The following is a 12143-nucleotide window of genomic DNA, read 5'->3' on the forward strand; positions in this document are numbered from 1 at the left end:
GCCCTGCCCCCTCAGGCTCCCCCGCCAAGGGCCGGTTGGACGTATACGTCCAACCCCTTGGAACCCTCGAGTTTGGCGCGCCACACACGTTCGGGCGTCAGCGGCATGTCCAGGTGCGCAACACCAAAATCCCGCAGCGCATCCATCACGGCGCTGACCAGCGCCGGCAGCGCGCCGACCGTGCCGGCCTCGCCGGCGCCCTTCACGCCCAGCGAATTGGTCGCGGTCGGCACCGGGTTGCTCTTCACCACGATGTCGGACAGGTCGGCGGCGCGCGGCATCGCATAGTCCTGGAAACTGGCGGTCAGCAACTGGCCGTCGCCGTAGAGGATCGCCTCGCCGAACACTTGCCCGAAGCCCTGCGCCACGCCGCCCTGCACCTGGCCCTTCACCAGCAGCGGGTTGATCACCGTGCCCACGTCGTCCACCACGGTATAGGCCAGCAGCCGCGTCTCGCCCGTGTCCGGGTCCACCTCCACCTCGGCGATGTGGCAGCCATTCGGGAAGGTCGCGTCGCCCGGCCGCGTCACCAGCGCCGCGCCCAATCCCAATTCCGCGCCGTCCGGCAGCGCGCCCGGCACATAGCTCTGCCGCGCCACCGACTCGATGCCGATGCTGCGGTCAGTCCCGGCCACGCGGAACATGCCATCCGCGAATTCGATGTCGGCCTCCGCCGCTTCCAGCAGATGCGCCGCGATCTGCTTCCCGCGCGCGACCACCTTCTCCGCCGCGCCGACCAGCGCCGCGCCGCAGGCCATCATGGACCGCGAGCCGATGGTGCCGCGGCCATGCGCGACCACATCGGTGTCGCCGAACAGGATGCGCACCCGCCCGGGCTCGAGGCCCAGCCGCGTGGCGATGATCTGGCGGAACACCGTCTCATGCCCCTGGCCGTGGTTGTGGCTGCCCACCAGCAGGGTGGCGCTGCCACCGGAATCGAAGCGGATCTCGGCGCCTTCCTCCAGCGGCTTGCGGTGCGGCCCGCCCGCGCTCTCGATCGCCATGGCGAGGCCGATGCCGCGCAGCATGCCGCGCGCCTCGGACTCCGCCCGCCGCGCCGCGAAGCCCGCCCAATCCGCGGCCTCCAGCGCCAGGTCCAGCGCCCGCGGGAAATCGCCGCTGTCATAGGTGTAGTCTAGCCCGGTGCGGAACGGCATCTCCTCCGGCCGGATCAGGTTGCGCCGGCGGATCTCCACGCGATCCATCCCCAGCCGCTCGGCGGCCAGGTCCACCAGCCGCTCCATGGCATGGATCGCCTCCGGCCTTCCGGCGCCGCGATAGGGCGCGGTGGGCTGGGTATGGGTGAACAGCCCCGTCACCTCCGTGCAGATCGCCGGCGTGCGATAGACGCCCGCCAGGCCGCCGACATTGTTGGTGGAGGAGACCGGCCCCTGCCAGGCGAGATATGCGCCGAGATTCGCCAGCGTCCGCACCCGCATCGCCAGGAAGGTGCCGTCCGCCGCCACCGCCAGCTCGGCGGTGGAGAGGTTGTCCCGTGCGTGGCTGTCACCCAGGAAACTCTCGGTCCGCGTCGCGGTCCAGCGCACCGGCCGGCCCAGCCGCTTCGCCGCCAGCAGGCACAGCACATGCTCGGGGAAGGGGCTCTCCTTCATTCCGAAGCCGCCGCCGACATCGGGCGAGACGACGCGCAGCCGGTTGCTCGGCACGCCGAGCGCGTATTCCGCGATCTCGTTCCGCATCACATGCGGCAGCTGCGTGCCGGTCCACAGCGTGTAGCGGTCCTCGACCGGGTCATGCGTCGCCAGCGCATTGCGCGGCTCCATCGGGTTGGCCGAGACGCGGCTGATCCGGTAGTCCAGCGCGATCACCTGCGCCGCCCGCGCGAACCCCGCGTCCACCGCCCCGGCATCGCCCAGCCGGAAATGGAAGCATTCATTGTCCGGCGCCAGATCGGGCCAGACCGCGGGCGCGCCAGGCGTCACGGCTTCCGCCAGGTCGGTGACGCAGGGCAGGGGCTCGTAGTCCATGCGGATGCGCTCGGCCGCGTCCTGCGCCTGGGCCGGCGTCTCGGCCACCACCGCCGCCACCGCGTCGCCGACGAAGCGCACCATGTCGCTGGGCAGCACGCGCCAGTCCGGCTGCACCAGCGGCGACCCGTCCCGCCGGTGCCGCGGCGTCACGCAGCGCAGCCGGCCGGGGATGTCGAGATCGGCCGCCGTCAGCACCAGCAGCACGCCCGGCATCGCCCGCGCCGCCGCCGCGTCCAGCGCCAGGAGGCGCGCCGCCGCATGCGGCGAGCGCAGCACATGCAGATGCGCCGCGCCGGGGGCCGCGATGTCGTCGACGAAGCGGCCGACGCCGCGCAGGAAGCGCGCATCCTCCACCCGCCGCACCGGCGCGCCGATGCCGACCCTCGCCATGCCGTCCATGCCGCATCCCCCCTTGGCGCTGGCCGCGATGCTACCGCGCATCGCGGCGCGGCGTGAACGCCCCGCGGGGCGACGAAGCCCCTTGCCGTCGGGGCCCGGCGCGCGCCACGCTGCCGCCATGTCGGACCTGACCGAGGCCACCGATTCCGGCCGCCGCGCGCAGACCAAGACCCGTAACCGCGACGCCATCCTCGCCGCCGCCCGCCGCGTCTTTGCCGAGCTGGGCTATGAAACGGCCAGCGTGCGCGACATCATCCGCCGCACCGACCTCGCCTCCGGCACCTTCTACAACTATTTCCGTTCCAAGGAGGCGATCGCCCGGGCCCTGGCGGCCGATGCGGCGGAGCGCCTCCGGCCCATCCTGCGGGCGGAGCGGGAGCGCGCGACCGACCTGGAAGGCTGGCTGGACGGCGTCATCCGCGCCTATTTCCGCTACCTGGTCGAGGAATACGGCCAGGCCAGCGGCCTGCCGCATGTCCGCATCGATGCCACGCCGGCGCAGCGCGCGGTGTTCGAGGAATTGCGCGAAAGCCTGACCGGCATCCTGGGCGACCGCCTGGCGCCGCAGGCCGATACGGATTTCCTCACGGCCGGCGCCATCGGCATCGCCCGCTATGTCGGGGAACAGATGCTGCGTCGCGCCCCGCCCGACCCGGACGCCGCCGCGCGCTTCGCCGCGCGCATGATCCTGCACGGCCTGCCCGCGGTGGCGCGGGACGGTTAGGGCAGGGCGTGGCACGACCTGGACGCCCCTGCGCGTGACGCGGCGCCATGAACGGGTGGCACCGGCTGTGCAAGCTCCGGTCCCGCGCGCGGGCCGCCGCCGCACGGAACACGGGATGGCGTGACCGCCCCGGGGCGCGATCCCGCCCTGCGATCAGCGGGCCCCAAGCCGCGCGGCGTCCCACGTCCTCGCAGTTGCTCGCGCGGATCACCGAGCCTGCATCAGCGGCCGGCAGCCATCCGCCCGGACGCGCGCGGGCGCCCCAGACCCTAGTCCCGGATGCCGGCCGGCAGGCTGGCCAGGTCGAAGCCATGGAACAGCGACAGGAAGCGGAACGGGTTTGGCTGCCAGCTGCGATACATGACGTTGTTGATGTCGCGCGCCGTGTCGAACCAGCCGAAGCGCGTCCCGGGCGCCTGCCGCAACGCGGCCTGCCAGGCCATCTGCAGCCCGCACTGGTCCACCCAGCGCGTCACCTCCGGCGCTGCCAGCGCGGCCTGCAGATGCCGGCGCAGCAGCGCCAGGAAGCGCCGCCCGCCCTCGGTCGGCTGTGCCAGCAGCAGGTTGGCGGTGAAGCGGCTGCCGAATTGCGGGCTGCCGTCGTTGCGGTTCAGCACCACGTCGTCGCCGGCATGGCGCGCCAGCAGGTCTGCCACGCCGCGCTGCAGCAGGGAATCGATGTCGGCGACCAGCAGCGGCCGGCCGAGCGCGTGCAGCAGTTGTTCCGCCACCACGAAGCGGGCGCACTGGAAATGCGCCAGCGGCAGCCGCGCCGGGCCATCCGCATCCTGGCAGAGCGTGGTCACGGCACCGGGGTCGAAGCCATCGGCCGACCACAGCAGGCGCGGATCCTCGATCCCGACCATGGCCTGCAATTCGGCCAGCCGCCCCGCCCCGCCGATCGCGTGCAGCACCACGGTGCAGGGCAGGTCGGCATGCCGCAGGACGGAGCGCAGGAAGAGCCTGCCATAGAGCCGCAGGTAGCGCGCATCCGCCGCCGCCAGGAAGACCGGGCCGGGCGGCAGCGGCGCCGGCTGCCAGGGCCGGCCATCGCCGCCGACCAGATGGGGGGCCGCCGGCGCCGTGTCGCCCGTCAGCAGCGCCGGGTCGGCGGCGATGCACAGGGCCTGGTAATGCGCCGCCCAGGGCCGCAGCGCCTCCGGCAGCGGGATGCTGGGGTCCACCTGCGCCGCCGCGCCGGCCAGCGCGGACAGCAGCGGCCAATCCGCCTCCTCCAGCGGATCCAGCAGCAGGCGGCTGATCGCTGCATGCAGGTCGTGCAGCCGGGCCACCGGATGCGCCGGGCCCGCGGGGTCGAGCAGGAGGCGCGCGCGCGCCGCCGCTTCCCCGCGCGCATCCCCGGCTGCCGCCGCCTGGTCCGCCAGCAGCGCATTCGCGCCGGGATGCAGCGGCTGCAGCGCCAGCACGCGCCGGGCCCGCGCCGCCGCGGTCGCGGCATCGCCCAGGGCCTGGCGGCACTCCATGGCGGCCGCGGCGGCGGCGACATCGCCGGGGAAGGTCTCCGTCAGGGCATCGGCGACCGCGGCGCAATCCGCCACCGCGCCGCCGGCCCGCAGGGCGTTGTAGGCGGCGACCGCGGCGCTGTGCGCCGCCTGCGCCAGGGAAGCATGCGCCGCGAATTCCTCCCCGGCCAGCTGCAGGGCGCGCAGGTGCCGCAGCGCCGCCAGCGGGTCGCCGGCCGCCAGCGCCGCCTCGGCCAGCGCCCGCAGCACGTCCCGGTCGGCGGGATCCAGCAGGGCCAGATGGTCCAGCAGCAGCCGGGCGCGGTCCGGTGCGCCTTCCCGCGCCAGCGCGCCGGCCAGCGCCAGCAGCGGCGCGCGCAGCGGCACGCCGCCGGTGGCCGGGGCGGCGGGCGGTCCATCCTGGACCCGGAGCGGCACTGTCATCCTCGGGCGAACCCCATGCGGAGGCCCAGTCCAGCATGCGGCAGGTGAAGCGAGGCTGAACCCGGCGGCGGTCGCGGCACCGGGGCGGTGCCGTCGCGGCGGCCGGCTTTACCGATCCTTCAGCGCCGGCAGCCGATGCTGCCGCCCCGACTGCGCGGCGCCCGCCCGCGCCCGCCGCCCGTCAGGAGGACAGCGCGTGAGATCGCCCGCCGAGATGGACATCGTGCAGATCGACATCAGCACGAAATGCCACCTGAAATGCTCCAACTGCACCCGCCTGATCGCGCACCAGCCGAAGCGGGAGGACATGCCGCTCGAAACCTTCGAGCGGGCGGTGAGGAGCATGGAGGGCTGGGACGGCGAGAACCGGGTCATCGGCATCATCGCCGGCGAACCCACGCTGCACCATGATTTCGAACGCATCTCGCGCCGCTTCGCGGAGCTCTGGGGCGGGCCGCTGACCGGCAATGGCCGCCGCCCGGTGGCCGACTTCAACGACCTGGCGACCGAGCGGCTGTTCGACCGCTCGACCGGTCGTGGCCTCTGGACCAGCCTCGGCGCCGGCTTCTACCGGCACTACGAGACGATCATGGAGGTCTATGGCCACTGGAACACCAACACGCATGAAAGCGGCGGCCGCCACCAGGCCCTGCTGATCACGCGGGAGGACTACATCGCCAGGACCGGCATCTCCCAGGAGCAGTGGGAGAAGAACCGCGACGATTGCTGGGTGCAGCGGATGTGGTCCGCCGCCATCAACGACAAGGGCGCCTATTTCTGCGAAGTCGCGGCGGCGATCGACCGGCTGTACTTCGACGGCGCGCATGCCTGGCCGGTGGAGCAGGGCTGGTGGCAGCGCACCCCGGCCGATTTCAAGCAGCAGCTCGACCTCTGCAATTACTGCGCCCTGGCCCAGCCCGGCCCCTCCCAGCTCGACACGCTGGACCGCGACGTGATCTCGCCGCAGTCGCGCAAGCTGCTGCAGCAGGCCGGCAGCCCGGCGGTGCGCAAGGGGCATTTCGAGCTGTTCGACACCGCCTACCATGCCGAGAAGCGCGTGGTGGACCGGCGGGACAACTATGTCGGCTCCGACCGGCGGGTCGGCATCGGCAACCGCAGCGCCTATCCGCGGCGGCTGTCGGCCGTGCTGGTCTCGGTCGGCTATGGCGCGGCGCTGGCGCAGACCCTGCCGCACAACGTGGACCAGTTCGACGAGCTGGTGGTGGTGACGACGACGACGGACAGCGACACCCAGGCGGTGGCGCGCCAGCATGGTGCCAAGCTGGTGCTGTCCGACCGCTGCTGGGACGATGCGCATTCGTTCAACAAGGGCCGGATGCTGAATGACGGCCTGGCGGCGCTGTCCGACCCCGACTGGGTGGTGCTGACCGACGCGGATGTCTTCATGAACGAGGGGCTGCGCGCCTTCGTCCTGAACCATGCCCTGAATCCGGGCTGCCTGTACTTCACCCAGAGGCATGAGCGGGGTGCCGTCGCCGGCCAGGATGATGCCGTGAACATGCAGCCCAACGGCTATTTCCAGCTGTTCCACCCGCGCGCCGCGGCGATCCGCGACCGCTGGCCGAAGGCGGTCAGCGAGGCCTTCTGCTCGGCCGGCAGCGTCGACACCTGGTTCGCGCAGCAATGGGGCATGGGCAAGCTGATCCCGATCCCGGACCTGGCGGTCAGCCACCTGTCGAGCCGCTGGCTGGGGGAGAACTGGAACGGCGTGGCGAAGCGGGAAGGGAGCTGGTCGCAGTTGGGCATCCTGACCACCAACGGCTTCTCCACCTTCCTGCAGATCCAGCAGCTGCCGGATGTCATCAAGCTGACCGACACGCTGTATGGCGACACGGTGGAGCTGGAGACGCGCCAGCTGAATGACCATGTCCAGCTGGCGCCGGAAGGGCTGGTGTTCCGCGGCCGGCTGATCGGCCAGGCGCATATCCACGTGGCCTATCGCGGCTAGGGCCGAGCGCGGGGCGGCGTGCGCGCCGCGCCGCGTGTACGCGCTTCGGCATGAAGGCATTGCGGCGGTTTGCGCCGTCAGGGTGTCACGCGAACCGCTGCAGGGCGGATGGCGGAGCGGCCCGCACGCGGTGCCGCGTCAGCGCGCCGTCCCGTCATCGGGGGCACGGCGGTGTGGCCTGCGCCCTGCATGCAAAGCGCGGGCGACCGTGGCGCGCCAGGGCGTGACCGGCGCGTGATCGACCGAATGCGCGGGGCGGCAGGGGTGGCGAATGCTCCTGGCGCCTGAACCGCCGCTGCGGATTTTGCCGGGTCGGGGCGGCCGCTCAGATCGGTCGCACCGCGGCCGGGCAAAAGAAAGGCCGGCGGGGATCGATCCCGCCGGCCTTCCTGTTGGCTGATGCCTCATCCGGGGCGGCGCCGGCAACCAGCCAGCGCTGAGCCGGCTCAGACCGCGAGCCTTCGCAAGCTCAGGCCGCCAGCCTCCGCAACCTCAGACCGCGAGCCTTCGCTCGACGATCTGCGTCTTCATGCTCTTCTGCAGCTTCTCGAAGGCGCGGACCTCGATCTGGCGCACCCGCTCCCGGCTGATGTTGTACTGCTGCGACAACTCCTCGAGCGTCGTCGGCTCGTCCTTCAGCCGCCGCTCGATCAGGATGTGGCGCTCCCGCTCGTTCAGCGTCTTCAGCGCCTCGCCCAGCAGCATGCGGCGGTTGGACAGGTCCTCGCGCTCGGAAAGTTCGCTCTCCTGCGTCTCCTGGTCGTCGACCAGCCAGTCCTGCCACTCGCCCTCGCTGTCGGCGCGCACCGGCGCGTTCAGCGAATGGTCGGGGGAGGCCAGGCGGCGGTTCATGGACACCACGTCCTGCTCCGGCACCTGCAGGACGCGGGCGATCTTCTCCACCTGCTCCGGCTTCAGGTCGCCATCCTCGAGCGCGGCCATCTGGCCCTTCAAGCGCCTGAGATTGAAGAAGAGCTTTTTCTGGGCCGCCGTCGTCCCCATCTTCACCAGCGACCAGCTGTGGAGGATGTATTCCTGGATGGCGGCACGGATCCACCACATGGCATAGGTGGCCAGGCGGAAGCCGCGGTCCGGATCGAACCGCTTCACCGCCTGCATCATGCCGACATTGCCTTCGGAGATGAGCTCGCCGACCGGCAGGCCATAGCCGCGGTAGCCCATGGCGATCTTGGCCACGAGCCGGAGATGGCTGGTGACGAGCTTGTGGGCCGCGCGCTCATCCCCTTCGTCGCGCCAGCGCTTGGCGAGCGACAGCTCCTCCTCCGGGGAGAGCATGGGGAATTTGCGGATCTCCTGCAGATAGCGGGAGAGGTTGCCTTCTGGGGCAATCGGAATGACCGAGCTGGAAGCCATCGTGGACACCTGCCTCCTGCGCGCGGTGGGCGACCCCGTGACGGCGGTCCCCGGTCCGCGACCGATCCTGGCAGTTCGAACGTCATGCAGGCCCACCGGACCGCGCCTGCCCCGGTCACGACGGGGCGAGGGAAAGCGGCCAGTCCGGGCGTTTCGGCACCTGCTGCGCTGCCGTCGGGAAGTTTGTACCGCCGCCAGCAAGCTTCTGTCCAGAAAAACCGAGTATCCCGGTCGGTTACTCGGCGTTGCGAACCAGCAATGCCGTCATTGCAACGAAGTCCGGCGGGGGCGCCACCCGGAACTGCAGCGCCTGGCCGGTCACCGGATGGCGAAAGCCCAGGCTTTCGGCGTGCAGCGCCTGACGGGGAAAGGCCAGCAGGGCTGCCCGCAGCGCGTCTGGCAAACCGCGTGCCGCCGACGGCGTCCGCCGAAGATAGACCGGATCCCCTACCAAAGGGTGATTGATCTCGGCCAGATGCACACGGATTTGATGGGTCCGCCCGGTTGCCAGGCGGCAGCGGAGCAGGGCGCAGGCAGCGCCGAAGGCCCGTTCGGTGGCATAGCGCGTCAGGGCCGGCTTGCCGCCGCGGGCGACCACCGCCATGCGCTTCCGGTCGGTCGGATGGCGGCCGATCGGGCCCTCGATCTCGCCGGCGGGCGGGCTGGGCACGCCCCAGGCCAAAGCCAGGTACTCACGGTCCAGGTCGCGGGCCGCGAAGGTCTCCGACAGGCAGCGCAGCGCCCGTTCGGTCTTGGCGACGACCATGACGCCCGAGGTGTCCTTGTCCAGCCGGTGGACGATGCCCGGCCGCTTCTCCCCGCCGATGCCCGGCAGATCCTCGCCCGCATGCGCCAGCAGGGCATTGACCAGCGTGCCGTCCTGGTTGCCGGGGGCGGGGTGGACCACCAGCCCCGCCGGCTTGTCGAGGACGATGAGGTCGGCATCCTCGAACAGGATCGTCAGCGGGATGTCCTGCGCGACCGGCAGGGCGGCCATGGGGTCGGGGATCGCCAGCGTATAGGTGCTGCCGGCGCGCACCGCTTCCGAGGCATCGCGCAGCGGCACGCCATCCCGGGTCGCGGCGCCGGCGGCGATCAGTGCCTTGACGCGGGAGCGGGAGAGCGAACCTATCGCCTCCGCGAGGAAGCGGTCGGCCCTCTGGCCGGCCTGGCCGGGCGCCGCCGTCACGGCGAAGGTCTCGCCGGTTCGCGGTTCGTCGGGGGAGTGGTCGGTGCGCGCGCTCAAGATCCTGGTCGTCGTCATGGGGGTGCTGATCGTCGGCGGCACCGTGGGCCTCGTCGTGCTGCTCGTCCAGCGCATGGGCGGCCCGGTGGCCGGTGCCCGGTGGGAGACGGCGCTGGACCAGCCGGAGACGGCGCGGATCGGCGGCATCGCCGCGACCGAAAGCGGCATCGCCGTCTGGGTGACCCGGCCGGATGGCGACCGGGTGCTGCTGGTGGACCCGAAGCGCGGCCGCGTGGTCGGCGAGATCCGGCCGGGCAGGTGAGGACGGCGATGGCGCACCGCAAGCCGCATCTGCCGGAGAAGACCTGCGCCGCCTGCGGCCGCCCCTTCGCCTGGCGGAAGAAATGGGCGCGCGACTGGGACAGCGTCCGCTACTGCTCGGACGCCTGCCGGGAGGGACGGCACCCTGCCGCCAGGCCTGCGCCGGGCCGAAAGGGCGCTTGACCCCCGTCGGTCCCGGTCCTAGAAGCGCGCCTCGCCTCCACGTCCCATTCGTCTAGAGGCCTAGGACACCGCCCTCTCACGGCGGCAACAGGGGTTCGAATCCCCTATGGGACGCCACAGGCCGCGCCAGCGCCGCCGGCGCTCAGCCTGATGCCCCAGGCGCGAACCATCCACCGACAATTCGCTCCGCATCCCGACCGGGCGTCCGCATTCAGGATGTTGCTGGCGCGCGATCGCCAAGCAGGCGCATCGCGCCCGCGCGCCGTGGGCGGCAAGGGTCGCCGCCCACGGTCGGGATCGCGAGTACCCGCCTGGCCTCAGGCGAACCAGAGCAGCCCGGTGCCGGCGACGCTGGTTTCGATCGGCACGGGCAGGTCGCCCCAGCTCCGTCCGGTCCAGGTGATGGACCCGTCGACGACCTTGTCCCCGTCCACGTCGATATGCGCCGTGGCGCCCTGCCAGCCGACCGCGCCGTCGCTGTCCACCCGCGTCAGCGTGGACACGCCCTGTCGCCAGCCCCAGACCGCGACCTGCTCGCCTGTCGCGAAATCGATGATCGTGGACCAGGTCGGCCCGGCATTGCCACGCAGGTCCAGGAAGAAGCGGTCCCAACCGTCGCCGCCGGCAAGGAAGTTGGACCCCGTCCCGCCATCGATGACGTCGTCGCCATCGCCGCCGGTTGCCGCGTCATCGCCGGCGCCCAGCGCGATGAAGTCGTTGTCGCCGGTGCCCAGCGCGTAGTCGCTCCCCGCCGTGCCGGTCCACTGGTTCTGCAGGCTGGCGACCGGCCCGGCATAGGTCGTCGACAGCCAGATGGTGCTGGTGTCGGTCGCGGATCCACCCGACTCATCCACGACGGTCGAGGTCAGCGTGGTGGTGTTCGCCGTATGGCCCGAATTCGGGTTGTCATACCGCAACAGCCGCGCCACCGCCGCGACCTCGTCGGCGGTCAGCGGGCTGGGCGGGATGCTGACGGTCACCGTCACGTCGTCGATCATCAGCGTGCCGCCGAGGAACTGCCCGCCCGAGGCATCGAAGGACCCGGCCACGAAGACGAAGCGATAGGAACCTTCCTGCCCGGCGGTCAGGGTCAGAGTTTCCGTCGTCCAGTCGGTCTCGACGCCGCCCGAGCTTCCGGTGCTGTCGAGCAGCGTGATCGTCGCGCCCGTGTCGACGTTCAGCAGGTAGCCGTAGGCGTCATACGCATCGCCGGTGCCCAGCGCCTTCCAGGCGAAGGAGACGACGTCGTTCGCCGCCAGCGAGACCGCGCCCTCGCTGTACACGACAGGCCCGCGGATGACGCCATAGGGCTGGTTGATGGAGAGCTGGTCGGTGTCCAGCCTGACCGAAAGGTCGCCGGGCCCGGCGGCATAGGCGGAAGACAGCGTGGCGGCGGCGCCGGTGCCGGGCGCCATATCCGTGCTGAAGTCGCCGGTCGTGTTCTGTGCGGGATAGGTCGTGTCGATCGGCGTCGCCCAGCCGGCGATGGTGGCCACCCCGTCCAGGCGGGTCCGGCCGGTTTCGGCGGTCCAGCCGGTGACGACGACATCGCCATCGGCGCCCTGGTCGAAGCTGCCGTTCGGGAAGCCCGACCCGTTGAAGTTGATCCGCAGCGCCGTGCCGTCCTGCCCGTCGAGCGTGGCATCGACCGAGCCGATCTCCTCGGCGCCGGAACCGGTGCCGCGATAGACCGTCGTGCCCACCACGGAGATGGCGCCGGCGGCCGTATCGGCGGTGCCGCTGCCCATCAGGGCGAGCGTCTCCCCGACATTGCCGCCGGGCGACAGGGTGAAGGTCAGCGAGCCGCCACGATAGCTTCCGGAGCCGGTGACCAGGGCGGCGGTGTCGATAAGGGTGGGACCGGACCCTTCCGCATAGGACAGGTGAGCCAGGTCGACAGCAAGCGGCAGAACCAAGGGAGCCTCCATGCGCGGGCAAAGGAATGCGCGCGGACACTAGGCGCCGATGGAGAAGGCGGGGTTAAGCCGCGGCCGATGGCGTGGCCGCGCGTGGCGACCATCCGGCACGCGGGGCGGCGCGGCGGCGCGCCGCGGCCTGCGCGGCCGCGTCGCGGGATCGGGCGGCGGCC

The 12143-nt window shown here is 71.7% G+C and carries 9 protein-coding genes and 1 tRNA gene; 5 read left to right on the forward strand and 5 right to left on the reverse strand.

The features are described from left to right. Positions 1-11: 11 nt before the first annotated feature. Positions 12-2390 carry a xanthine dehydrogenase family protein molybdopterin-binding subunit gene (locus E2C05_RS09430; RefSeq protein ID WP_338045124.1) on the reverse strand — a complete coding sequence of 793 codons (2379 nt, stop codon included), beginning with the start codon at positions 2388-2390 and terminating at the stop codon, positions 12-14. A gap of 118 nt (positions 2391-2508) precedes the next feature. On the opposite strand from E2C05_RS09430, the gene E2C05_RS09435 reads away from it, so the two are divergent. Further along, entirely contained in the window at positions 2509-3114 is a 606-nt protein-coding gene (locus E2C05_RS09435) for a TetR/AcrR family transcriptional regulator (protein ID WP_133219365.1), read from the forward strand. Positions 3115-3383: 269 nt separating this feature from the next. Here the strand turns inward: E2C05_RS09435 and E2C05_RS09440 are convergent, their stop codons facing one another. Beyond that, positions 3384-5021, reverse strand: a complete 1638-nt coding sequence (locus tag E2C05_RS09440) for a hypothetical protein (RefSeq protein ID WP_133219366.1) — start codon at positions 5019-5021, stop codon at positions 3384-3386. 196 nt (positions 5022-5217) lie between these two features. On the opposite strand from E2C05_RS09440, the gene E2C05_RS09445 reads away from it, so the two are divergent. Next, a complete protein-coding gene (locus E2C05_RS09445) occupies positions 5218-6990 on the forward strand; it encodes a radical SAM family protein (RefSeq protein ID WP_133219367.1) in 1773 nt (590 codons plus the stop codon). A 492-nt stretch (positions 6991-7482) separates the two neighbouring features. On the opposite strand, the gene rpoH is transcribed toward E2C05_RS09445, so the two are convergent. Together rpoH and E2C05_RS09455 are read right to left on the reverse strand one after the other, a co-directional pair. Further along, complete coding sequence (gene rpoH, locus E2C05_RS09450) at positions 7483-8364, reverse strand: RNA polymerase sigma factor RpoH (protein WP_192912441.1); 882 nt, start codon at positions 8362-8364, stop codon at positions 7483-7485. Positions 8365-8599: 235 nt separating this feature from the next. Continuing rightward, the gene (locus tag E2C05_RS09455) at positions 8600-9628 is read right to left on the reverse strand and encodes an RluA family pseudouridine synthase (protein WP_133219368.1); all 1029 of its coding nucleotides are present in this window, start codon (positions 9626-9628) and stop codon (positions 8600-8602) included. On the opposite strand from E2C05_RS09455, the gene E2C05_RS09460 reads away from it, so the two are divergent. The 3 genes from E2C05_RS09460 to E2C05_RS09470 all read left to right on the forward strand — a co-directional run bounded on the left by E2C05_RS09460 (position 9597) and on the right by E2C05_RS09470 (position 10171). Then, positions 9597-9872 carry a DUF6476 family protein gene (locus E2C05_RS09460; protein ID WP_133219369.1) on the forward strand — a complete coding sequence of 92 codons (276 nt, stop codon included), beginning with the start codon at positions 9597-9599 and terminating at the stop codon, positions 9870-9872. The genes E2C05_RS09455 and E2C05_RS09460 overlap by 32 nt on opposite strands. Positions 9873-9880: 8 nt before the next feature. Then, a complete protein-coding gene (locus tag E2C05_RS09465) occupies positions 9881-10054 on the forward strand; it encodes a DUF2256 domain-containing protein (RefSeq protein ID WP_133219370.1) in 174 nt (57 codons plus the stop codon). 41 nt (positions 10055-10095) lie between these two features. Further along, positions 10096-10171: transfer RNA gene (locus tag E2C05_RS09470), tRNA-Glu, on the forward strand. A gap of 200 nt (positions 10172-10371) precedes the next feature. On the opposite strand, the gene E2C05_RS09475 is transcribed toward E2C05_RS09470, so the two are convergent. Beyond that, entirely contained in the window at positions 10372-11970 is a 1599-nt protein-coding gene (locus E2C05_RS09475) for a hypothetical protein (RefSeq protein WP_133219372.1), read from the reverse strand. Positions 11971-12143 lie beyond the last annotated feature (173 nt).

It is taken from the genome of Paracraurococcus ruber (assembly GCF_004353985.1).
In the GTDB taxonomy this organism is placed as follows: Bacteria; Pseudomonadota; Alphaproteobacteria; order Acetobacterales; family Acetobacteraceae; genus Paracraurococcus; species Paracraurococcus ruber.